The sequence below is a fragment of the Burkholderia sp. BCC1644 genome, from assembly GCF_902833225.1.
Classification (GTDB): domain Bacteria; phylum Pseudomonadota; class Gammaproteobacteria; order Burkholderiales; family Burkholderiaceae; genus Burkholderia.
The window spans coordinates 128,090-150,817 of the sequence record NZ_CADFEI010000018.1; the positions used below are offsets into that span (position 1 = coordinate 128,090).

Annotated in this window: 16 protein-coding genes; 10 read left to right on the plus strand and 6 right to left on the minus strand. The window is 65.6% G+C overall.

The features are described from left to right. Nucleotides 1-5 precede the first annotated feature (5 nt). From HWX87_RS29655 to HWX87_RS29670, 4 genes are all read right to left on the minus strand, one after another. A complete protein-coding gene (locus HWX87_RS29655) occupies nt 6-1,190 on the minus strand; it encodes a glycosyltransferase family 1 protein (RefSeq protein WP_244137789.1) in 1,185 nt (394 codons plus the stop codon). A 112-nt stretch (nt 1,191-1,302) separates the two neighbouring features. Further along, nucleotides 1,303-1,956, minus strand: a complete 654-nt coding sequence (locus HWX87_RS29660; RefSeq protein WP_176050575.1) for an ABC transporter ATP-binding protein — start codon at nt 1,954-1,956, stop codon at nt 1,303-1,305. Beyond that, nucleotides 1,953-2,747: an ABC transporter permease gene (locus HWX87_RS29665; RefSeq protein ID WP_244137790.1), complete on the minus strand. Its 795-nt coding sequence runs from the start codon at nt 2,745-2,747 to the stop codon at nt 1,953-1,955. The genes HWX87_RS29660 and HWX87_RS29665 overlap by 4 nt, the downstream gene beginning before the upstream one ends. An 8-nt stretch (nt 2,748-2,755) precedes the next feature. Continuing rightward, nucleotides 2,756-3,853 carry a hypothetical protein gene (locus HWX87_RS29670; RefSeq protein WP_176050599.1) on the minus strand — a complete coding sequence of 366 codons (1,098 nt, stop codon included), beginning with the start codon at nt 3,851-3,853 and terminating at the stop codon, nt 2,756-2,758. Nucleotides 3,854-4,371: 518 nt separating this feature from the next. Here HWX87_RS29670 and HWX87_RS29675 point away from each other — a divergent pair. The 7 genes from HWX87_RS29675 to HWX87_RS29705 all read left to right on the plus strand — a co-directional run bounded on the left by HWX87_RS29675 (nt 4,372) and on the right by HWX87_RS29705 (nt 18,499). Then, nucleotides 4,372-5,577: a capsular biosynthesis protein gene (locus tag HWX87_RS29675; RefSeq protein WP_176050576.1), complete on the plus strand. Its 1,206-nt coding sequence runs from the start codon at nt 4,372-4,374 to the stop codon at nt 5,575-5,577. Then, nucleotides 5,570-6,355 (plus strand): SDR family NAD(P)-dependent oxidoreductase, encoded by a 786-nt coding sequence (locus tag HWX87_RS29680; protein WP_176050577.1) that lies wholly within the window; start codon nt 5,570-5,572, stop codon nt 6,353-6,355. The genes HWX87_RS29675 and HWX87_RS29680 overlap by 8 nt, the downstream gene beginning before the upstream one ends. A gap of 1 nt (nt 6,356) precedes the next feature. Further along, nucleotides 6,357-7,880, plus strand: a complete 1,524-nt coding sequence (locus HWX87_RS29685) for an LTA synthase family protein (RefSeq protein ID WP_176050578.1) — start codon at nt 6,357-6,359, stop codon at nt 7,878-7,880. Between the two features lie 3 nt (nt 7,881-7,883). Further along, complete coding sequence (locus tag HWX87_RS29690) at nt 7,884-15,521, plus strand: type I polyketide synthase (protein ID WP_176050579.1); 7,638 nt, start codon at nt 7,884-7,886, stop codon at nt 15,519-15,521. Beyond that, nucleotides 15,518-16,435: a UDP-3-O-acyl N-acetylglycosamine deacetylase gene (locus HWX87_RS29695; RefSeq protein ID WP_176050580.1), complete on the plus strand. Its 918-nt coding sequence runs from the start codon at nt 15,518-15,520 to the stop codon at nt 16,433-16,435. The genes HWX87_RS29690 and HWX87_RS29695 overlap by 4 nt, the downstream gene beginning before the upstream one ends. 64 nt (nt 16,436-16,499) lie before the next feature. Then, a complete protein-coding gene (locus HWX87_RS29700) occupies nt 16,500-17,828 on the plus strand; it encodes an aminotransferase class I/II-fold pyridoxal phosphate-dependent enzyme (RefSeq protein ID WP_176050581.1) in 1,329 nt (442 codons plus the stop codon). Further along, nucleotides 17,825-18,499, plus strand: a complete 675-nt coding sequence (locus HWX87_RS29705; RefSeq protein WP_176050582.1) for a GNAT family N-acetyltransferase — start codon at nt 17,825-17,827, stop codon at nt 18,497-18,499. The genes HWX87_RS29700 and HWX87_RS29705 overlap by 4 nt, the downstream gene beginning before the upstream one ends. 21 nt (nt 18,500-18,520) lie before the next feature. Here HWX87_RS29705 and HWX87_RS29710 read toward each other — a convergent pair whose 3' ends face one another. After that, nucleotides 18,521-19,354, minus strand: a complete 834-nt coding sequence (locus HWX87_RS29710) for a class II glutamine amidotransferase (protein ID WP_176050600.1) — start codon at nt 19,352-19,354, stop codon at nt 18,521-18,523. A gap of 192 nt (nt 19,355-19,546) precedes the next feature. Next, the gene (locus HWX87_RS29715; protein ID WP_176050583.1) at nt 19,547-19,876 is read right to left on the minus strand and encodes a carboxymuconolactone decarboxylase family protein; all 330 of its coding nucleotides are present in this window, start codon (nt 19,874-19,876) and stop codon (nt 19,547-19,549) included. A gap of 130 nt (nt 19,877-20,006) precedes the next feature. On the opposite strand from HWX87_RS29715, the gene HWX87_RS29720 reads away from it, so the two are divergent. The 3 genes from HWX87_RS29720 to HWX87_RS29730 all read left to right on the plus strand — a co-directional run bounded on the left by HWX87_RS29720 (nt 20,007) and on the right by HWX87_RS29730 (nt 22,703). Beyond that, on the plus strand, nt 20,007-20,954 hold the full coding sequence (locus HWX87_RS29720; protein WP_176050584.1) for an AraC family transcriptional regulator: 948 nt from the start codon (nt 20,007-20,009) through the stop codon (nt 20,952-20,954). Between the two features lie 103 nt (nt 20,955-21,057). Continuing rightward, the gene (yiaA, locus tag HWX87_RS29725; protein WP_176050585.1) at nt 21,058-21,501 is read left to right on the plus strand and encodes an inner membrane protein YiaA; all 444 of its coding nucleotides are present in this window, start codon (nt 21,058-21,060) and stop codon (nt 21,499-21,501) included. A 137-nt stretch (nt 21,502-21,638) separates the two neighbouring features. Next, complete coding sequence (locus tag HWX87_RS29730; protein WP_176050586.1) at nt 21,639-22,703, plus strand: glycosyltransferase; 1,065 nt, start codon at nt 21,639-21,641, stop codon at nt 22,701-22,703. The last annotated feature ends 25 nt before the right edge of the window (nt 22,704-22,728 follow it).

Genomic DNA, 22,728 nt, shown 5'->3' on the forward strand with positions numbered 1-22,728 from the left:
ACTTGCTAGCGCAGTGATGCCAGCAACGCTCGAAGCTGATTTGCGCTGGCATTCCACGTCTGTACATTCATCCCTTTGCTCGCGGTTGCCGTGCCGCTCTGGACTTCTGTCAGCCACTTAGCCAACTGAGGAGCAAGTTCGCTGCCATTGCTCGCGGTGAAAAACGACGCGTGCGCGCCTGCGATCTCCCGGAACACGGGGAGATCGCGTGCAAATATCGGCATGCCGTACCGTGCGGCCTCGACGAGCGGCAAGCCGAAGCCTTCGGCCTCGGACGCCATCAACAAGCCATCGAGTTCCGCATACAGCCGCTCCAGTTCGTGGTCGTCGACTTCGGAGAGCCAAAAGAGTCGTTTGCCAGCTTCGGCATGGTGCTTCAAGCGCTCAGCCAATGGATTTATTTGCCAGCCTGGTTTGCCGGCAATAACCAGGGAACCGTCGAAGCCGTCACGCCATAATCGGTCGAACGCATCAAGGACCTGAGCATGGCCTTTGCGTGGCTCGATCGTTCCAACCATGAGCGTGGTGGGGCCGCCGCCATAGTTCTTGACTGGCGACTGTTTCGACTTTGCCGTGCTCTTCGGCGACGTATCAACGAGGGGGGCGGAACCGAGGTGAAACCAGTGTGTTGCGATTTCATCTGTCGCGAATCCGAATCGACGATGCAAACAATCACGCATTTCGTCTGATACCGATTTCGAGATGCAAAACAGTGCGTCTGCTTGCACGGCTAGCGTCGATAACCAATGGCGATACGAGCGGCGAGCGCGGGGCGTGAACCAGTCGGGATGAAGGATTGGCAGCAGATCGTAGACAATGAACGCGCAGCGGACACCTTGTGCGCGCCAGTGAAGCAGTTCTGCATGACGGCGGGGCAAGATGCGGCTGGTCAGGTCGAGACCGAGAAAGAGGTCCCCGCTCGATACGCGAACGTGCTCATCTTCTTCCACCACTTCGGATCCGGTAAGCGACGCTTGCCAAGCATTGGCGTAGCGATAGGGCTGTGCCCTTGTTGCTCGGACGAGGCGGATTTCGAATCCGGCTGGAGGAGACTTTAGCAGATCGAGTGCCAGTGATTTCACGACGCGTTGAATGCCGGTCCCGGCGTCGTGCGACGCAATGATCGACACGTCGATCAGCAGCGCCCTGTTTGGCGGGGCATGGGGGCGTTTGGCTGGAGAAAGTGCCATGACGGCACGTCTTGCGAGATTCGCGAGCCGTGGAGTGCACCAAATCGCAGCCCACTGCAAAACTCCCGCGTTCAGCATTCCAATTGAGCGACGCATTCGAAATTGACTGACTTCAAACCACGCTTTCGCGATAGAAGGTGTAAGCGTCTTCGATGTCGTCGAAGGTGTTGAGTTTTCCCTGAACGAGCACCGCGGCACGGTCGCAGTGTTCGCGAATATAGCCAGAGTCGTGGCTCACGATGATCAAGGACCTATCACGCCGTCGCTCGAAAAGCTCATGGTGGCACTTGTCGTGAAAGCGACTGTCGCCCACCGCCACAATTTCGTCGATCAGAAAACAATCAAACTCAATCGCCATCGATATCGCGAACGCCAGCCTCGCACGCATACCCGCCGAATAACTCTTCACGGGTTCGCGCAGATAATAGCCCAGCTCGGAGAATTCCTGGACGAACGGTTCGGCTGCCTTGGGGTCCGCACCATACACGCGGCAAATGAACCGCAGGTTGTCCATGCCGGTGAGGCTGCCCTGGAATGCGCCGCCGAATGCAAGGGGCCATGAAACACTCATGTTGCGGCGAATTTTGCCCTCAGTCGGCAATTCGGCTCCGCTAATCATGCGGATCATGGTGGATTTGCCCGCACCGTTGCGACCAAGAATGCCGATTTTCTCGCCGGTTTGCACCTGCAGGTTGATCGTATCCAGTACGCGGCGACTGCCTTGCCGTGTATGGTAGTCCTTGCTGACGTCGATGAGCTCGATCATTCCGGTTCAACCCGCTTGCTTGCGTCTTTAACGAGGCTGAGGCCGATAAACAGAAGCACCATGTCGCACCACACCATATAGCCGATATCGTAGTGCGCCTTTACTAGTGTGCCGAAATATCCGGCGCGCAGCATTTCCGCGCCGTGAACCATCGGCAATAGCAAGACCACTTTCTGAAAGTTGGGCGGCAACCATTCGACCATGAAGAGCGCGCCGGATAGCGGGAAGAGCAGGTAGGCAACCGTATGCCAGACCCGGTCGGCGGCTTCACTGCGCTCGCTTAACGCGCCGATAATGAATCCGAGCGAGCTGCCGAAGATCGCCAGATGTATCCAGCCGCCGATGATAAGTGTCAGATTCTGGGGGGCTGACATCAACCCCAGCGTCATGAAGACGACGGTTAGAAATACAAAGGAAATCGTCGTGCCAGTGATTTCGAGCGCTACGCGCGCAATGAAAAGATCAATTACGCGCACATTTCGGTGATAGAGGAGCGCTTGGTTCGGCTCGATTGCAAGCGCACACCGGTTTGCACAATTGCGCCACAAGAGCACTGAAGAATATCCGGTTACGGCGAAGGCAGTAATCGGAAGGTTGGACCCATGGGTTGCTTTCGTGGCGGTCCATAGTCCAAGAATCCCCAGCGTGAACATCATCGGCTCGAAGAAGATCCACAAGAAGCCGACGTTGTGTCTACCGTACCGCGTGAGAATTTCGCGCATCAACAGCGCGCCGACCACGCGCAGTTGAATTTGCAGCGACCTCAGCAAGGGAGTGTCGTGATGCAAGATGCCTGTCCTTAATCGTGGTGTTCCCGCACGCCGGCGAGCAGCAGACTCAGGACACCCCAGGCGATCATTCCCAATGCGAACACCTCGAATATGGACTTCAGTCGCTTGGGTTCTATTGCAACATCGGGCGCATTGGGCTGCACAAGCCTTTCAAGATAAAGCTGTTTCCGTTCCGCTTCACCCCGAGCGCTCTCCAATGCAGTCATTGCGGAAGCAAGTTGCTTGTCTGCGAATTGCGCGTCGAGTTGCAATCGCGCATAGTTCGCGGCCTTCTGCGAAAGCGAATCCTTCCCGCCAGTCACCCCTCCGGTTGCAATTTGAATCTGCTTTTGCATCGATTCGATGTTCGTCTTCAGCACCGGAATTTGCGGGTTCTGCGGTGAAATCGACTGCAGCTGCATGAGCTGCGTTTGCGCAGCGAACATCTGCGATTGCAGGCTCGTTACCTGCTGGAGCTGCAGCGCAGATTGCTTCTCCGGATCGAACACGGTGTACGAGTTCCGGTAGGCTGCAAGCGCCGCTGCTGCATCCTTTGCCTTTGTCGCAGCCTGGTTGACTTCACGCTGCGCAAACTCTACGGTATCCGCCGCTGCTCGCTGGTTCATCCGGTTGACGAGCCGCTCGCTGATTTCCAGCAACGTCTGGTTGATCTTTTCTGCGTCTTTCGACGTAAAAGCACGGACTTGCAACGTAGTAATCGCAGACGTCGAATCGAATTCCACTGATACGATGTGCTTGCCGTAGTACTTCCACAAAGCTTCGAAGCTGTCGTCGAAACTCGAGTTGAAACGGCTAATAACGTCGCCTCGATTCGAGTACGAGTTAAGGATGTAGTTGCCTCGATCCAGCTCGGAAAGCGCATCACGCGACTGGATATAGTCGACCACGGGGTAAGTATCGTCTTGTGCCCGTGAGAATCCGGTGCCTTGAAGCAGGGCGCCGACAACGCTTGTCTGGCTTTGTCGTTGAGGGCTGCGCACTACGAAACGTGATTCCGAAACGTAAACGTCGGACGCTACAAGACCATAGTAGACGGTTGCGATCGTAGTGGGCACGAGCACCGTTAGCGCAAAGAGCCGATTAATCTTCTTGATCCGCTCAGTCAGGCCTTTGGGGGTTCCTGTTGGCGATCCCGATGTCGCCGTCCTGCTAGATACGTTATCCAACTCTTTTCCAGGCTGTTTGGCCCCTTTTTCACAACCAGCCACTTTGTGGCGCTTTTGTGACCGAGGGGCGAAAATATCCGCAAACTGTGTCGCAACTCTACGGACAACGTTTCAAACGGGCTGGCGACCTGCTTGCGCACTTTGGTGCACATCGCGTCGCCTCGTTAGCGTGCTGCCGTGTTTCGGCAGCGCATATCTCTGCAGCAGATTCGCGCAGATCGAGCCGCGGCGGCTGATTATAGCCATCGGATGTGCAGGGCGCCATCGTGTTGTGATTGTGGCCACATCTTGCCGCATTTTTCGCCATTCCTATATTGATTTCAGCTGTAATGAGGTATTCTTCGATTCTTGCTGGGACCACGAACCTTATATAACCATTACAGGCTTATTGCATCGAAGCATCGCGGGCGTCACCGCTGTATTTCGAGGGGGCCTTATGCGCCGTTTGACCAGACCAGATGCCTCGCTCATTCCTTGTCCTGCAAGGGACGGCCTCGCCGTTTTTCAGTCACCTTGCCGCTGCTTTGCGGGAACGCGGGCATTCGGTACGCAAGGTCAATTTTTGCGGCGGCGATCTGCTGTACAGCGGCGCAAAACATGCGTGGGACTACGACGGCAAGCCGAACGACTTGTCCGACTGGTACACGCAAATCACGCGAGCAGGTGAGTTCACAGACGTCATCATGTTCGGTGATTGTCGCGAAATTCACCGCCACATGCACCCGATTTCGCAGGCGTTCGGCCTGCGGGTCCATGTTTTTGAAGAGGGCTATGTCCGCCCTCACTGGCTTACGCTCGAGAGAAGCGGGGTCAACGGACGTTCGTCGCTGCCGCGCGATCCGGTGTGGTACCTCGACCAGCGGGGCATTATCCCGCCGAGCCCGGTTGGCCAGTCCACCGGTTACAACCTCGGCGAGCGCGCGTATCACGATATCCGTTATCGTGCTGCGAACATGCTTTATGCGGCGCGGTTCCCGCATTATCGTAGCCATCGCCCAAGAAACGGCATCATGGAATACGCTGGTCTTGCCTCGCGCGCACTTTGCCAGGGCCGCCATCATCGTGACGCAGAGCACGTAACGCGCGAGCTTCTCGGCGCCGGCCAACGGTACTATCTCTTCCCGCTCCAGTTGAACTCGGATGCGCAGATAATCGTCCATTCACCGTTTGACGGCGTCCGTGACGCTATCGCCAAGGTAATTCGATCATTCGCCCGCCACGCGCCGGCCGATACGTGGCTGGTCATCAAGAACCACCCGCTCGACACTGGGCTCATCGACTATCGCCAATACGCGATGCGACTTGCGCATGAGCTCGACGTGGCAGACCGTTTGCGGTTCATCAACGCTGGTCACCTGCCGACGCTGCTCGAACACGCGCGTGCGGTCGTCGTGGTCAACAGCACTGTCGGGCTTTCGGCTCTGCATCATCGCCGTCCGTTGATCGCGCTTGGTACGGCGATTTACAACATGCCGGGGTTGACGTGGGCGGGTGAACTCGACGACTTCTGGCCAGATGCACCTCCGCCGGACATGAATCTGTATCAGGCATTTCTCGACTACGTCGTCCACCACACACAGATCAACGGCGACTTCTACACGCGCACGGGCATCGAAATGGCGACTGCCGCTGCGGTTGTTCGTCTCGAGGCCGCACATGGCTAGTGCCGCACCTCGTCACGTTGTCGTTACCGGCGCAAGCGCAGGCATCGGGCGTTCGCTCGCGACCGTCTATGCGGCGCCCGGTGTGGTGTTGGGGCTCGTTGGTCGGGACATGCGGCGACTCGATGCCTGCGCTGACGCCTGTCGCGCGCTCGGCGCGAAGGTAGTCACCGGACAGGTCGACGTGCGAGACGCTGAGGCGATGCGAGCGTGGTTATGGCAGTTCGACGACACTTATCCGATAGACCTGCTGATTGCCAACGCCGGGGTGGCCAGTACGCTTGATTCGGATCGCGATTGGGAGGAGCTTGATCGCATGGCGGCAGTCGTCGACACCAATTTCTACGGGGCGATGCATGCGGTACTGCCGGTGATCGCGCGCATGCGGGGGCGCCGGAGCGGACAGATCGGGCTGATGTGCTCCATTGCAGCGATACGCGGCATGGCAATTTCACCCGCTTATTGTGCGAGCAAGGCCGCACTCAAGGCGTACGGCGATTCGGTGCGGCCCTTGCTGGCGCGTGACGGCGTGCATCTTGCGATCGTGTTGCCCGGTTTCGTCAGGACCGCGATGAGTGACGTTTTCCCAGGTGACAAGCCATTCATGTGGTCGGCCGACAGGGCCGCAGGCCATATTCGCCGGAAACTGGCTGCGCGGCGAGCCGTCATTGCGTTTCCGGGGCTGCTCGCACTCGGCATGAGCTTGTTGACACTGCTGCCGGCCCGGCTCGGTGACGCGATACTCGGCCGACTGTCTTATCTGCCGGGACGGGAGCGCTAGCTTGAGCGTTGGCCTGTCGCTCACGCTTGCGATCGCGCTCGGCGCGTCGTTCGCGCTGGACGCGTTTGCGCTACCCCGCGCGCGACGAGTTTCCGGTTCTGCACGGATGTTGCATGTCCTCGCGCTCGTGTTTTTGACCGGCGCGATGCTGATCGTGACCCGGCGTCTCCTGTTTTCCGCCTGCATTGCGGTCGCGCTGGTCGGCCTGTTGGCAACGGTGAGCAATGCAAAGTACGAGTCGCTGCGCGAACCGTTTGTTTTTACCGATTTGAGTCTGTTCAGCCAGTTGTTCGCCCATCCCCGGTTGTATTTGCCGTTTCTGAGCGTCGGCAAGGTGATCGGAATCGTGATCGGCGTCGTGGCGCTGCTGGGCGGCTTCTTCGCTGAGCGGCCGTTGAGTGGGGGACTCTGGCAGGTGACGGCGCTCCTCGTGGCGTGTGCGATCGCGACCTGTTGGTTGGTCGCGCGCTTGCCACTTACGCTGAATGCCGGCACGGACCAGCAGCGGCATGGCTTTTTCGCGGTATTTGTCGCGTATCTGCTGAATGGCCTGCGGCCCGCGACGCTGCGCGCATTCGAACAGGTTGCGCGGACAGGGCCGTACGCATCGGGCGCGCCGACTGCAGGCCCTGACGTGATCGTGATCCAGAGCGAGTCGTATTTTGACGCACGGCGTCTTGGCGCGGCGATCGATGCGGTGAATTACCGCAATCTGGATATCGCGCGCCGGGAGTCCTGCTGCCACGGTGAACTGCTTGTGCCGGCCTGGGGCGCGAACACGATGCGGACGGAGTTTGCGATGCTGAGCGGACTGACGTCCGCGCGTCTCGGCTACGCCCGTTTCTACCCGTATGCTTTCGTACGGCGAGCGTGTGCAACGATTGCGGCTTGGTTTCGACGGGGCGGTTACACGACTGTCGCGATTCATCCGTACTATGCAGACTTCTTCGGAAGGAATCGGGTCTTTCCGTTGCTCGGATTCGACAAATTTCTGGATATTGAAAACTTTGCCGATGCCCCGCGAGCCGGTCCGTATATTGCCGATTCGGCCGTGTTGGATGCCGTCGTCGATGCGTTGGACGAATCCCGAAGCGCGCCCCGCTTCATCTTCGCAATGACAATGGAAAACCACGGCCCATTGCACCTCGAGCAGGTTTTACCCGGCGAATCGTCTTCAAGGCATACTCTTGGCGAAGACGCCTCCTGGCGCGACCTGACAGCATATCTGCGGCACATTGAAAATGCCGACGCAATGATCGGGCGCTTGCTCGATTATTTGCGCACCAGCGATCGTGAAACGGTCGTTTGTTTCTACGGCGACCACGTCCCCGCGCTGCCTCATGTATTCGAAAAACTGGGCGTTAATCCGCAACACAGCGACTACTTCATTTGGCGGAATTACGGCGCGAATACTCCCGAACGCCGGAATCTCGCGGCCGAGGAGCTGGGGGTGGCACTGCTGCATGTGGTACAAGATGACGGAAATCGCGTGGAAGAGCCGCACGCATCCGAGAAAGCGACATAAAAGATGAACAGTAAGATTGCAATAATTGGGGTGGCTTGTCGGTTTCCCGGGAGCGCTAACAATCTTGGCGACTTCTGGCAGCTGCTGCGCGACGAACGCGACGCAGTGACCGAAATCCCAGCCGACCGCTTCGGCACCGATTTCTACCAGCACCCGTCCAAGCGCGAACCGGGCAAGAGCTACACGTTCTCGGCCGGCGTGCTCGACAACGTCGCCGGCTTCGATGCCGCGTTCTTCGGCATTTCCCCGCGCGAAGCGGCCCAGATGGATCCGCAGCAGCGCCTGTTGCTCGAACTCGCATGGGAGGCGTTCGAGGACGCGGGCGTGCGCCCGGCCGACATGCGCGGCAGCAACTGCGGCGTCTTCGTCGGCGCCGCCAGCATGGATTACGGCAACCGCAACATGGACGATCTGAACGTGATCGATCCGTATTCGGCGACCGGCAACACACTGAGCATCGCGTCGAACCGCGTGTCCTACCTGTTCGACCTGCGCGGCCCGAGCATGTCCGTCGATACGGCATGCTCGTCGTCGCTCGTCGCACTCCACCAGGCCGTCAAGGCGCTGCAATCCGGCGAAGCCGATGTGGCGCTCGCGGGCGGCGTCAATCTGCTGCTGCACCCGTTCGGCTTCGTCAGCTTCTCCAAGGCGTCGATGCTGTCGCCGCGCGGCCGTTGCCGCGCGTTCGATGCAACCGGCGACGGCTATGTCCGCTCCGAAGGCGGCGCATTCGTGCTGCTCAAGCCGCTCGATCGCGCGCTCGCCGACGGCGACACGATCCATGCGGTCATCGCCGGCTCCGGCGTGAACTCCGTGGGCCACTCGCCGGGCGGCATCAGCGTGCCGGGCGCGGCCGCGCAAGCGTCGCTGCTGCGCAGCGTCTACGCGCGCGCAGGCATCGATCCGCAATCGCTCGCGTACCTCGAGGCGCACGGCACCGGCACGGCGGTCGGCGATCCGATCGAGGCGCGTGCGCTGATCGACGTCGTGTCGGGCGAGCGCCCGGCGGGCCGTCCGCTGCTCATCGGCTCGGTGAAGACCAACATCGGCCACCTTGAAACGGCCTCCGGCATGGCCGGCCTGCTGAAGGCCGTGCTGTGCCTGAAGCATCGCGCGGTGCCGCGCTCGCTGCATTTCGTCACGCCCAATCCTGGCATCGATTTCGACGGCGGGCGCCTGCGCGTCGTCGATCGCTACATGCCGCTCGAAGCGGGTGACGCGCCGCTGACGGTTGGTGTCAACTCGTTCGGCTTCGGTGGGACGAACGCACACGTCGTGCTGACCGAGGCACCGGCTGCAAACGAGACGTCGACGGCCGCGCCCGAGCCGGCTCACGCACAGTTGTCTCCGCTCGTGCTGACCGCGCGCAGCGCGGCGGCGCTCGGCGCGCTCGCGGGCCGCTATCTGGCGATGCTCGACAACGGTGGCGACTGGCAGACGCTTGCCGCCACGGCCGTACGTCGTCGCCAATGGCTCGAGCATCGCGCGATCGTCGCACCGGCCGAGGTTGCCGAAGGCCGTGCGGCGCTTGCGGCACTGGCCCAGCCGGCACCGGAAGGCCTGCCTGCCTGCGTGGCAACCGGCCAGGCGCCCGCCGACGCGCTGCGCACCGCGCTCGTTTTCTCGGGCAACGGTTGCCAGTGGGTCGGTATGGGCAACGAACTCTATGCGGAGAACGCCGTCTTCCGCGCGGCGCTCGACGAAGTCGACGCGCTGTGGTGTGCCGACGGCAGCCCGTCGCTCGTCGACGTGATGCGCGGTGGCCCGAGCGCGGAATGGCTGGCCGGCGCGGGCGCCGAGTGGCTCGCCGCGACGGAGAACGCGCAGCCGCTGCTGTTCGCGATCCAGGTCGGCATGATCCGGGTGATCGACGCACGCGGGATGCGTTACGACGCGGCGATCGGCCATAGCGTCGGCGAAATTGCCGCGGCGTGGGTGACGGGCGCGCTGTCGCTCGGCGACGCGGTGCGCGTAATCAAGATCCGCAGCCGCGCGCAGGCGATGACGCGCGGCAGCGGCCGGATGGCCGCCGTCGGCATCGACGACGCGGCGGCGCGCGAACTGATCGCACGCCACGGGCTTGCGCGCCGTGTCGAGATCGCCGGCATCAACAGCCCCGACGCAGTCACGCTCGCAGGCGAACTGCAGGGCTTGCAGGCACTGGAAGCGGCGCTGCGCGGCAGCGGCAAGTTCTTCCAGATGCTGGATCTCGACTACGCGTTCCACAGCAGCCACATGGATCGCATCGAGCCGGTCGTGCTGGCCGAACTGGCGAGCCTGCGGCCGCAACCGGGCAACGGCGCGTTCGTGTCGACCGTGACCGGCGGCGCGCTTTCCGGCACCGAGCTCGACGCGCGCTACTGGTGGCGCAATATCCGCGAGCCCGTGCGCTTCGGCGACGGCATCGCGTACCTGATCGAGCAGGGCGTCCGGCTGTTCGTCGAAGTGTCGCCGCATTCGATCCTGCGCACGTACGTGAAGCAGGCGTTCACGGCTGCCGGCGCGACCGGTACGGTGCTGCCGACGCTCAAGCGCGATCACGGCAGCGCGGCGACGCTGCGGCAGGCGATTCTCGCGGCGATCGCGCACGGCGCGAGCGTCGATCCCGACCGCTTTGCACCGGGCACGTCGCGTGCGGCATTGCCGTCCTATCCGTGGCAGCGCGACCGCTTCTGGCTGACGCCGACCGTCGAAGGCTACGGCCTCGTCAATCGTCGCCGCGAGCATCCGCTGCTCGGCTATCGGCTGCATGAACACGCGTTCGGTTGGGAAAACCAGCTCGATCCGGCGAAGCTGCCGATGCTGGCCGATCACGTCGTCGATGGCGGCGTGGCGTTCCCGGGGGCGGGTTACGTGGAAATGGCGCTCGCCGCGGCGCGTACGTTCTTCGATGCGCCGGATGCGGCACTCGAAAACGTCGAGATCCGCACGCCGGTCGTGTTCCAGCCGCAGCAGGCGAAGCTGTTCCGGCTCGTGATCGAGCCGCGTACCGCGACCTTCACGATCGAGACGCGCGACCGGATGTCCAACGGCGCATGGACGCTGAACGTGACGGGGCGGATGCTGGAAAGCGGCAGCGCGCTCGGCGCGGCGCGCGTCGTGCCGTCCGGCACGCTCGAGCGCCTGCTCGCGGTGCCGGCCGCCGACGGCGACACGCTGTATGCGAACACCGCAGCCATCGGCCTCGCGTACGGGCCGGCGTTCCGCTGGGTCCGTACCGTGCGGGTCGCCGCAGGCGACGATGCGGCGCTGGCCGACGTCTCGGCGCCCGCCGCATGCGGCGATGCGCGGGCGCTGTCAGCCTATCTGCTGCATCCGGCGCTGATGGACAGCGGGTTTCATCCGCTGTTCGCGCTGCTTGCCGCGCACGCGCGCGACGGCGAGCATCCGGCTTACGTGCCGGTGCAGATCGGCCGCGTCGACTATCTGCGCGGCGACACGGTCGCGCGCGTACTCGCGCGGATCGACCGGCGCAGCCCGCATTCGGTCGTCGCGCATTTCGAATTCCTCGACGCGCAGGGCGCAATCGTCGCGCGGCTCGGCGCTTGCCGGTTCCGGCGCGTCGATCTCGTCGGCCGCCGGCAGAACCTGCCCGCGCGCTTCGTGTACCGCCTCGAAGAAGTGCCGCTGCCGGGCGACGTCGATGCAGCCGGTCTGCCGGCGCCCGACGCGCTGCTCACGCAAGCGGTCGCCCGGCTCGATACGACCGAGGACGACGGTCGCCGCACGCAGCATCTGACCGAAATCCTGCCGCTGCTCGACGTGCTCGCGAGCCTTTACGTGCTTCGCGCGTTCGATGCGCTCGACGCATTCGCCGGCACGTGGCAGCCGGCGCCCGGGCGTGCGGCGCTGACGGCACGTCTTGCCGACATGCTCGTCGAGGACGGCCTGGCTCATCGCGACGGCGAGCGCCTCGTGCGCGACGACGCGGCGTGCGCGGCGTTGCCGCCGCTCGACGAGCTGTGGCGCGGGCTGCTGGCCGAATCGCCGGGGCACGTGGCCGAGTTGACGCTGCTCGCGCATTGCGGCGCGGCGTTGGCCGACGTGCTGAGCGGCGCGAAGGATGGCGCACGCTGGCTGTCGCCGACCGGGCACAGCCTGGTCGAGCAACTCCTGGCCGCATCGCCGACCTGGCAGCACGTGCATGCACTGCTGACGGCCGGCGTCGAGCAGGCGGTCGACGCATGGCAGCCGGCGCGCCGGCTGCGCGTGCTCGAACTGGGCGCGACGGACGGTGACGTGCTGCAGACGCTCGGCATGCATCTCGCGGCCGCGCGCTGCGATCACACGATCGCCGCGACGGCCGGCCAGCTGGCCGGGTTCGACACGGACGCGGAAGCGGCGGTGCGCACGGTGGCACTGCAGTCGGGCGAGCGGCTGTCGCTGTCGGCCGATGACGCAGGGCCTTACGACCTGATCGTCGCGAACCGTGCGTTGAGCGGCCGTCACGATGTGGCCGATGCGCTGAATGCGATGCGGTCGTGGCTCGCGCCGGGCGGATTGCTGCTGCTGGCCGAGTCGCGCCGCGGCCGCTTCTCCGACATCGTGTTCGCCCCGCAGGTGGCGTCGACGGAAGCCGATGCACCCGTGCCGCTGGCGCCGGCGGATCTCGAGGCGGCGCTCGCCCGCGCGGGCTACGTCGACGTCGTGCGGCACGTCGAGCAGTCGCTCGACCTGGACGGCACGCCGACGTTCGTCGTCGCGCGCAATCCGGCGAACACGGTTGCTGCACAACGTGGCGATGACCCGAGCGATCTCGATACGCTCGCACGCCACGAACACTGGCTCGTGATGCACGCGCCGGATGCGGTCGGCGGTTTCGGCGGGCAACTGGCCGATGCGCTGGCGCAGGCGGGCTATCCGGCCGATATCGTGGACATCACGCACGCGGCCGACGCGATTGCGTCGCTGCCGGCCGGGCAGCCGGCGCACGTCGTGTTCTGCGCACCGGAAACGCCACTCGCCGAAGCCGCGACGGGCGACAGCCTGATGACCGCGCAGCGTCACGGTGCGATCGCGCTGGCGGCACTCGTTCGCGTGCTCGGCGCGCAGCCGAACGCGGCCACGCGATTGACCGTCGTCACGCGCGGCGGGGCGCCGTTTGCCGGGGCCGCGAGTGCGCACCCGGAACAGGCGACGCTGTGGGGCCTCGGTCGCGTTCTCGCGAACGAGCATCCCGAACTCGCATGCCGCCTGATCGACGTCGATCGCGCGGCGGACGGGATTTCCGATGCGCTGATTCGCGAGCTGACGGGCTCGGCGGTCGAGGAAGAGGTCGTCCTGAGCGCACACGGGCGGCTGGTGCCGCGCATGCTGACGGCCGTGCAGGCCGCGGCTCGCAGCGAAGGCGCGATCGCTCGCGCATCGGTGCTCGCGTTCGATGCACCGGGCTCGTTGCGCAATCTCGAATGGTTTGCGTTGCCCGCAAGCGCGCTGGGCGAGGACGAGGTGGAGATCGAGCCGGTTGCCACCGGCCTGAATTTCCGCGACGTGATGTACGCGATGGGGCTCTTGTCCGATGAAGCGGTCGAGACCGGCTTCGCGGGCGCAACGATCGGCATGGAGCTGTCCGGGCGCGTGGTCCGGGTCGGCCCTGCCGTGACGGCATTTGCGCCGGGCGATGCGGTTCTCGGCTTCGCGCCGGCGTCGTTCGCGACGCGCGTCAGGACGCGCGCGCAAGCGATCGCGCTGAAACCCGAACGCCTGTCGTTCGAGGAAGCGGCGACCGTGCCGACCACGTTCTTCACCGCGTATTACGCGCTCGTCGAACTGGCGCGGCTGCGCCGCGGCGAACGCGTGCTCGTGCACGGCGGCGCGGGCGGCGTCGGGATCGCCGCGATCCAGCTCGCGCGCCATTTCGGCGCGGAAGTATTCGCGACGGCCGGCAGCGACGAGAAGCGCGAGTTCGTGCGCCTGCTCGGCGCCGACCACGTGCTCGATTCGCGCAGCCTCGCGTTCGCGGACGAGATCCGGGCCATGACGGGCGGGCAGGGCATCGACATCGTGCTGAATTCGCTGGCCGGCGAAGCGATGGTGCGCAGCATCGACACGCTGCGGCCGTTCGGGCGTTTCCTCGAACTCGGCAAGCGCGATTTCTACGAAAACAGCCATATCGGGCTGCGGCCGTTCCGCAACAACATCAGCTATTTCGGCATCGATGCCGACCAGTTGATGGGCGCGTTGCCGGAGCTGACCGAACGGCTGTTCGGCGAAGTGATGGCGCTGTTCGCGGCAGGCGTGCTGCATCCGCTGCCGTATCGCGCGTTCCCTGCCGAACGGGCCGAGGATGCGTTCCGCTACATGCAGCAGGCGCGCCAGATCGGCAAGGTGCTCGTGACCTACCCGTCCGGCACGCCGGCGCCGACGCGCGGCGTCTCGGGCGCGGGTTCGCTCGCGCTCGATCCGCACGGCGCATACCTGGTGATCGGCGGCACGGGCGGGCTCGGCTTCGCGAGCGCGCGCTGGATGGTCGAGCGCGGCGCACGCCGGCTGACGCTGGCGAGCCGCTCCGGCGAACTCGCCGCCGCGGCGCGCGACGAAGTCGCGTGCTGGCGCGACACGCTGGGCGTCACCGTCGACGTCGTGTCGTGCGATGTGACCGATGCCGCAGCGGTCGATGCGATGATTGCCGCGATCGTCCGGCGCGATGTTCCGCTGAAGGGTGTGCTGCATTCCGCGATGTCGATCGACGACGGTCTCGTGCGCAATCTCGACGATGCGCGCATGGCTGCGGTGCTCGCACCGAAGGTGGCCGGCGCATGGAACCTGCATCGTGCGACGCGCGGGCTGCCGCTCGACCTGTTCGTGGTCTATTCGTCGGCGACGACCTATCTCGGCAATCCGGGGCAATCGAACTACGTCGCGGCCAACAGCTTCCTGGAAGCGCTCGTCGAACATCGCCGCGCGGCAGGGCTGCCCGGCACGTTCATGGCCTGGGGGCCGCTCGAGGACGTCGGTTTCCTCGCCCGCCATGCCGATACGCGCGAAGCATTGCAGTCGCGGATCGGCGGTGCGTCGATCACGTCCGACGAGGCGATGATCGCGCTCGAGCGCACGCTGGTCGCGGGGGCGGCCGGCGAAGCCGTGGTCCGGCTCGACTGGCATGCGGTGGCGCGCGGGATGCCGGCCGCGAAGGCGCGCCGGTATTCGCTGCTGCAGTCGCATGCGAGCGGCGGCGATGTGCGCGACGGCGGCACGCAGCTGCGCGAAGAGGTGCTCGCGTTGCCGCGCGACGAAGCGATCGCGCTGGTTGCGCGGACGCTGCAGGCGCAGATCGCGCGGATTCTGCACATGACGCCCGATCGCATCGCACTCGACAAGTCGGTGCTCGACATGGGCATGGATTCGCTGATGGGGATGGAGCTCGGCCTCGCGGTCGAGGAAGCGTTCGAGGTCAAGCTGTCGGTGATGGCGATTGCCGAGGGCGCGTCGGTGACGACGCTGGCCGGACGCATCGTCGATTCGATCGGCGCGTCGGCCGATGCCGATGCCGACGCCGGCTCGGCAACCGATGCCGCGCACGAGGCCGTCGCGGCGCTTGCCGCGAAGCATGCGATCGACGGCGAAGCGCGCGCGCTGCTCGACACGCGGCCGGCGCCCGTCGCCGGTCATGCGTCGCCGACGCTGGAGGTGGCTCGATGAGCGCGCCGGCCGGCTGGGCAACGCGCCAGGGTACGCTGGCACGGCCGCTGACGATCGACGGGCACGGGCTGCACACGGGTCGCCGGGTGGGCGTGCGGATTCTGCCCGCACGTCCGGAAGACGGCGTGGCGGGCATCGCGTTCCGTCGCGTCGCGCACGGGCGCACGCTCGCGACGCTGCCGGTCGATCCCGCGCTGCGCCGCGCGCAGCCGCTTTGCACGATGCTGCGCAATGCCGACGGCGTCGGCGTGCGCACGATCGAGCATCTGCTCGCGTCGCTGCTCGCGTGCGAGATCGATCACGCGATCGTCGAGCTCGATGCGGAGGAAGTGCCGATTCTCGACGGCAGCGCAACGCCGTGGGTCGATGCGGTCCGTGCGTGCGGCCGCGTCGCGCTCGATGCGCCGAAGCGCTTCATCCGCGTGCTGCGGCCCGTCGTCGTCACGGACGGCGAGGGTGACCAGCGGCGCGAAATGCGGATCGAGCCGGCGCCGCGTTACGAACTGAGCGTGCGCAACGACCTGCGCGGCTTCGGCGACATGCACTGGGACGGTGCGCTGACGCCGGCCGCGTTCGAAACCGAAATCGCGCCGTCGCGCTCGTACGGGCGTGTGAAGTGGGCCGTGCCGGCGATCGTCGCCGGCTATCTGCGCGGCGTGCCGATCCTGCGCGGCGCGCGGCCGTCCTGTACCGCGTCCATCGTCGGCAGCCGCGTGCTGGGCGGCATGCGCTTGCCGGAGGAGTTCGTCCGGCACCGCGTGCTCGACCTGGTCGGCGATCTCGCACTGGCCGGCGCGCCGCTGCTGGCGCGCGTGAGCGCGTTGCGGCCGAGCCACGAGATGAATTTCAGGCTGGTCGATGCGCTGCTGGCCGCGCCCGACGCGTGGCAGTGGGCCGAGTTTTCCGACGCGTGACACCACGCTTTTTAAAAATACGCGGCGTAACATAGCGCCTTTTCGAGATACAGCGAAGGAAGCAATGGCACTGGGAGAGCATCTTCGCCAGCAACTGGCGGCGAAAGCGCTGAAACGGCAACTGGAGCGCGCGACCGATGCGGCCGCGGCGCCCGGCGTGCCCGGCACGCCGGCTGCGCAGACCGCGTCGGCGCGCAGCCGCTTCGAATCGATGCCGCAGTATCAGCAGGTCCGGATCATGCGCGAGATGGGCGAGAAGCTGCGCGTCGACTCGCCGTTTTTCCGTGTGCACGACGGCGTCGCCGGTGCGACGACGCAGATCGGCGGCCGCGAATACCTGAACTTCGCGAACTACAACTACCTCGGCCTGGCCGGCGACCCGGACGTGTCCGCGCGCGCGAAAGCCGCGATCGACCGCTACGGCACGTCGGCATCGGCGAGCCGGATGGTCGCGGGCGAACGCCCGGTGCAGCGCGAGCTCGAACGCGCACTGGCCGCGTTCTACGAGACCGACGACTGCGTCGCGTTCGTGAGCGGCCACGCGACGAACGTGACCGTGATCGGCGCGCTGTTCGGCCCGGGCGACCTGGTCGTTCACGATGCGCTCGCGCACAACAGCATCGTGCAGGGCGCGCAGCTGAGCGGCGCGAAGCGGCTGAGCTTCGCGCACAACGACTGGCAGGCGCTCGACGAATTGCTGTCGCGCGTACGCCGCGAATACCGTCACGTGCTGATCGCGATCGAAGGGCTGTACAGCATGGACGGCGATTTCCCCGACCTGCAGCGCTTCGTCGACGTGAAGACGCGCCACGGCGCGTTCCTGCTGGTCGACGAGGCCCATTCGCTCGGCGTGCTCGGTGCGACCGGCAAGGGCATTCGCGAGCATTGCGGCGTCGCGCCCGACCAGGTCGACATGTGGATGGGCACGATGAGCAAGACGCTGGCCGGTTGCGGCGGTTTCATCGCCGGTTGCCAGCCGCTCGTCGACATGCTGCGTCATCTGGCGCCGGGCTTCCTGTACAGCGTCGGGCTCGCGCCGACGCTCGCCGAAGCGTCACTGGCTGCGCTCGAGCGCCTGCAGGCGGAGCCGGCGCGCGTCGCGCAACTGCAGGCGCGCGGGCGGCAGTTCCTGACCGAAGCGCGTGCCGCCGGGCTGAATACCGGTACGAGTGCGGGCTATGCGGTCGTGCCGGTGATTACCGGAAGTTCGCTGAAGGCCGCGCAGTGGGCGAATGCGATGTTCGACGAAGGGATCAACGTGCAGCCGATCTTCTATCCGGCCGTCGAGGAAAAGGCGGCGCGGCTGCGTTTCTTCATCTGCTCGACGCACGAGCCCGAGCAGATCAGCCGGACGGTTGGCGTGTTGTCGCGCCTCGCGGGACGTAGCGCATGACGCAGGCCGCCGCGTTTGCGCAGGCGGTCCCGCGCGCCGGCGAGCCCGTGCGGTTTCGCGCGGCCGATGCGGATGATGCGGCGTCGTGCGGGCCGCTCGTGTTTGCGTCCGGCGTGGCGGAATTCGGGTTTTTTCTCGGCGAAAGCGATGCGCGCTGCATCGCGTTCCTGCAGCAGGCATTCCGGTCGCGTCATGGGCGCTTTTCGTGGCGCCGGCATCGCGTCGCGGTTGCCGACGATGGCACCGTGCTTGCCGTGATGGCGATTCACGACGGGCAGCGGACGATGTTCGACGATGTGCATGTCGTATGGGCACTCGCGCGCTTCTTCGGCGTGCGCCGCACGATCGGCCAGTTGCTGCGCGGGCTGGTCCTCGAAACGGAACTCCCGGCGCCGAAGCGTTCGCAGATCCTCGTCGCGCACTGCGCGACCGATGAACGGCAGCGCGGCACGGGTATCTTCAGCGCGTTGTTCCGCGATGCGCTGGATTCCGGCGCGTTGCCTGCCGACGGCAGCCGCGAAGTCGTGCTCGACGTGCTGACCCGCAACGTTCGCGCCCGCGCGCTGTACGAGCGGCTCGGGTTTGCCGCGTTGCCACGGCCGCGCGCCCGTTCGCGCCGGCTGCCTGCCGAACTCGATTCGATCCGGATGCGGTTCTCGCGCCGCGCCTGACGGCGGGCACGACACTGCCCACTACTTGTGCCGCGGCGCGAACGGCTGCTGCTTCACGTCCGCACCCTGCGCGACGATCGCCATCCCTTCCGGCACTTCCTCCCACGCGCCGCGCAGGTCGACGAGCGGCTCGGACACGACCATGAACGCGTCGTCACCGGCTTCCGCGATGCGCGGATTATGCGGATACAGCTCGTGCAGGTGCTTGAACGACGTGCTGTGGAACAGCGAGCGCGATTGCCGTTCGCTCGAGTAGCGCACCGCGATGATCCGGTCGCCATCGGTCGCGCAGATCGTCATGTTGAGCGGGTCGGCCACGCGATGCCGCGCGGCGGTTTCCTCGACTACGCCGACCATTCGTTCGAGCGCCGGCAGCGGCGTCTGCTCGAGGCCATACGTCAGCGCGAGGCGGAACATCAGCTCGGAGTCGGTCGAGCCTTCGAGCGTGGGGAACAGCGCGGGATCGACCTTCATCGTCAGGTCGCGGCGCAGCTTGTGGAAGTCGCGGATCAGCCCGTTGTGCGCGAACAGCCAGCGGCCGTGGCGGAACGGGTGGCAGTTGGTTTCCTGCACCGGCGTGTCGGTCGCCGCGCGGATATGCGCGATGAACATCCGCGAGCGGATCGCGCGCGCGGCTTCGCGCAGGTTGCGGTCGTTCCATGCGGGATGCACGGAGCGATAACGGAACGGGAGTTCGTCGGGGCGCCCGTACCAGCCGATCCCGAAGCCGTCGCCATTGGTGGTCGTGGCGCCGAGCTCCGAATGCAGGCTCTGGTCGATCAGCGAATGCTTCGCGCGGAACAGCACGGTTTCCAGATGGATCGGATTACCCGTATAGGCGAGCCAGCGGCACATGGAGCGCTCCTTCACGATGGATCGTTCGCGCATGGTAGCCGACTTCGCGGCGTGTCCGCGGGCTGCGCGTGGCGCGACGGTTGCCGGCGCGAGCACGCCTGCCAATCTTCATACATCGCGAGGCGGGCGGCCACCCGGCCGGACGGCCGGGCGCCACGCAGCAGGCGGCCCGCGACGGCGCCGCCGTGACGGTCAGTCGCCGAGCGCGTCCATCACGCGCGCCGAATAGACGAGCGCCGCGCCTGCATTCAGCGCAATCGCGACGCCGAGCGCTTCCGCTACTTCCTCCTTGGTTGCGCCATGCTTCGCCGCTTCGGCGGTGTGAACGGCGATACAGCCGTCGCAGCGTGTCGTGACGGCCACCGCGAGCGCGATCAGCTCGCGCGTCTTCGCGTCCAGATGGCCGGTCTTGGCGCCTGCGCCGGCCAGCGCCTTGTACCCGGCCAGCGTATCGGGCGACAGCTTGGCGATGTCGCCGATGCGCGTCGAGAGTTCCTTCCGGTATTCGTTCCAGTTCAGCATGATGCGTCCTTTTCGAGAAGAGGTGAGGAGGGCGGCGGGCGCCGCGATCTCGGGCGATGCAGACCTATTCTGATCGTTCGCGCTGAGGGTTTCGATACGCTAGAGTGTCAATTTTTAGCGCAATCGTCTCATGGATGCATTGAGTCAACTGCTGTCGCTCGGGCGCAGCCATGTCGAACTCGACGTGCGCTGCCTGCTCGACGGGCCGTTCGCGATGCCGCACGACCCGCTGCCGCCCGGCGAGGCGGCGTTCCACCTGGTGCTGACCGGCACGTGCCGGCTGCGCACGGCCGACGGGCGCACGCTGCAACTTGCCGAAGGCGATTTCGTGCTGCTGCCCGCGGGCGGTTCACACGACCTGCTCGACACCGGGAATGGCCGGTCACGGTCGGCCATGCCGCTGCGCGACGTAGGCGCCGGCGGCGGCGCGGTGCTGCCGGTCAAGTCGAATCTCGATCCGGCCGAACCGGGCGGCGCGAGCGTGGACCTGCTGTGCGGACGGTTCGTCTATGCGCGCGGCGCGGGCGAACTGCTGATGCGCACGCTGCCGCAGGTGCTGCACGTCGGATTGCGCGAAGCATCGGGGTTCGAGCCGCTGCAACTGCTGACGAGCGTGCTGCGCACCGAGGCGTCGAACGTACAGCCGGGCGCCGGCGCGATCGTGAACGCGCTCGGCCAGGCGCTGCTCGCGTATGCGCTGCGTGCCTATGGCCGCGGCGCGCGGGTGCCGTCCGGCTGGCTCGCGCTCGCGGCCGATGCGCGGCTCGGCCCGTCGGTCCAGGCCGTGCTGCAGGCGCCGGAGCAGCCGTGGACGGTCGAATCGCTCGGCGACGCGGCGGCGATGTCGCGCGCGACCTATGCGCGGCATTTCCGCGAGAAGGCCGGGATGAGCGTCGGCGCGTTCGTCGCGCAGATCCGGATGATGCATGCGTGCGCGTTGCTGCAGGACACGCAGCGCGGGCAGGCGGAAATCGGGCAGGCGGTCGGTTACCAGTCCGAGGCCGCCTTCGGCAAGGCGTTTCGCGCGGTACTCGGTACGACGCCGGGGCGCTGGCGGCGCGCGCAGCGCGGCATGTAAGACTGCAAGTGCGGTTGTCGTGGCGCGCACCAAAGCTGCTACCATGCGCAAAACGCAGTTCAACGAAAACGATTTCGAACAAGAAGAAAGAGAGGGCAAAGCAATGAACCAGACCACCATCCAGCAACCGTCGTTTGCGTTCGTGGCCGCGTCATGGGCCGCGCTGCTCGCCGGCTTCGCGGCGTTCCTGATCGGCCTCTGGAACGCCGGCATGCAGCTGAACGAGAAGGGCTACTACTTCACCGTGCTGGTGTTCGGCCTTTACGCGGCGATCTCGCTGCAGAAGAGCGTGCGCGACCGCGCGGAAGGCATTCCCGTCACGGGCATCTACTACGGCCTCAGCTGGATCGCGCTGCTGCTGTCGATCGCGCTGCTGGTCGTCGGCCTGTTCAACGCAACGCTGCAACTGAGCGAAAAGGGCTTCTACGCGATGTCGTTCGTGCTCGCGCTGTTCGGCGCGGTGGCCGTGCAGAAGAACACGCGCGACCTGCAGAACGCAAAGCCGCGCTTCGCCGACGCAGAATCCGCGCCGTCGATCCAGGAGTGACGTCACGCAGGGCGGGTGCCTGACCAGGCTGCCCGCCGCGCGAGGAGGTCCGCGGCGGCCCGCTTTCGCCGGTGCGCCGCAGCCTCCGTCCTGCCGTTTCATCCATGCCGTCGCGCATGACGGTGGAGATATTCCGGATGCCAGACTTCAATGAAACCGTACCGCGTACGCGCGCGGCCGCGCGTTCCGTGGCGGCGAAAGCCGCGCTCGTGCTGGAGACGAACAACCTGCGCGGCGGCGCGGGCCTCGCGCAGGCCGTCGACAGCCTGAAGCGCCTCGTGTCGGCGCTGTCGAAGCAGACCGTGCCGCCGGCGGCACTTGCGCAATGGATCATCACGCATGACGGCTTGCCTGCCCATGCGTGCGCGGAAATCACCGTGCTGGCCGGTCGTCCGATCGATTTCGTCGAGATCGGCGCGAGCACCGGCTACTACGATGCGAAGAACGACGGCTTCGATCGCGTCGACGCGGAGCGCTGCGACATCGTCGTGTTCGGCGATGCCGATTGCCGGCCAGCGGACGACTGGCTCGAGCACCTGCTCGCGCCGTTCGCGCGGGATGCGGGCGACGCACCCGTGGCGGTGGCGGGGCGGACCAGCTATGCGCCGAATGTGCTCGGCATCGCGCTGACGTCGATCGATTTCATGTATTTCCCGAGTCCGCTGCGCGACGGCGCGACGCGCAACTTCTACGCAAACAACGTCGCGTTCCGGCGTGACGTATTCGCGCAATTCCGCTACGAGCCGCTCGACGGCGTCTATCGCGCGCATTGCCAGGTGATGGGGTTGCGGATGCAGGCAGCCGGCGTGGCCGTCGAGTTTGCGCCGGCCGCGCACACCGAGCATCGGCTGCCGGACACGCATCGCGAATCGCTGAAGCTGCGCTGGATGCGCGGCGAGGACAGCGTCGGGCTGACGCCCTATCTCGTGAACGCGTACCTGCCGCGCCAGTGGCAATGGCTTGGCCGCAGCGGCCCGCTCGGGCCGTTCTGCGTGATGGCGATGCGGCTCGGCTACAGCCTGCGTGCGCTCAATCATCAGCAGTTGCCGCAACTGGGTACCGTCCGCTATCTCGCGGCCGCCGGCGTCACGATCGCCGCGTCCGCCGTCGATACGATCGGCGCGCTCGCGCGCGGGTTCGGGCTCGCCGGGCGAGCGTCGACCCGGCGCGATCTCGACGCGCTGTCCTATCACCGTCATTGAAGCGGCGGCGCCACGTTGCTTCGAC

Coding starts and splice junctions, on each gene's coding strand:
- HWX87_RS29715 (WP_176050583.1), bottom strand. CDS start 19,876: ATGCTGAACTGGAACGAATACCGGAAGGAACTCTCGACGCGCATCGGC.
- HWX87_RS29690 (WP_176050579.1), top strand. CDS start 7,884: ATGAACAGTAAGATTGCAATAATTGGGGTGGCTTGTCGGTTTCCCGGG.
- HWX87_RS29675 (WP_176050576.1), top strand. CDS start 4,372: ATGCCTCGCTCATTCCTTGTCCTGCAAGGGACGGCCTCGCCGTTTTTC.
- HWX87_RS29655 (WP_244137789.1), bottom strand. CDS start 1,190: ATGGCACTTTCTCCAGCCAAACGCCCCCATGCCCCGCCAAACAGGGCG.
- HWX87_RS29700 (WP_176050581.1), top strand. CDS start 16,500: ATGGCACTGGGAGAGCATCTTCGCCAGCAACTGGCGGCGAAAGCGCTG.
- HWX87_RS29710 (WP_176050600.1), bottom strand. CDS start 19,354: ATGTGCCGCTGGCTCGCCTATACGGGTAATCCGATCCATCTGGAAACC.
- HWX87_RS29720 (WP_176050584.1), top strand. CDS start 20,007: ATGGATGCATTGAGTCAACTGCTGTCGCTCGGGCGCAGCCATGTCGAA.
- HWX87_RS29680 (WP_176050577.1), top strand. CDS start 5,570: ATGGCTAGTGCCGCACCTCGTCACGTTGTCGTTACCGGCGCAAGCGCA.
- HWX87_RS29730 (WP_176050586.1), top strand. CDS start 21,639: ATGCCAGACTTCAATGAAACCGTACCGCGTACGCGCGCGGCCGCGCGT.
- HWX87_RS29695 (WP_176050580.1), top strand. CDS start 15,518: ATGAGCGCGCCGGCCGGCTGGGCAACGCGCCAGGGTACGCTGGCACGG.
- HWX87_RS29705 (WP_176050582.1), top strand. CDS start 17,825: ATGACGCAGGCCGCCGCGTTTGCGCAGGCGGTCCCGCGCGCCGGCGAG.
- yiaA (WP_176050585.1), top strand. CDS start 21,058: ATGAACCAGACCACCATCCAGCAACCGTCGTTTGCGTTCGTGGCCGCG.
- HWX87_RS29660 (WP_176050575.1), bottom strand. CDS start 1,956: ATGATCGAGCTCATCGACGTCAGCAAGGACTACCATACACGGCAAGGC.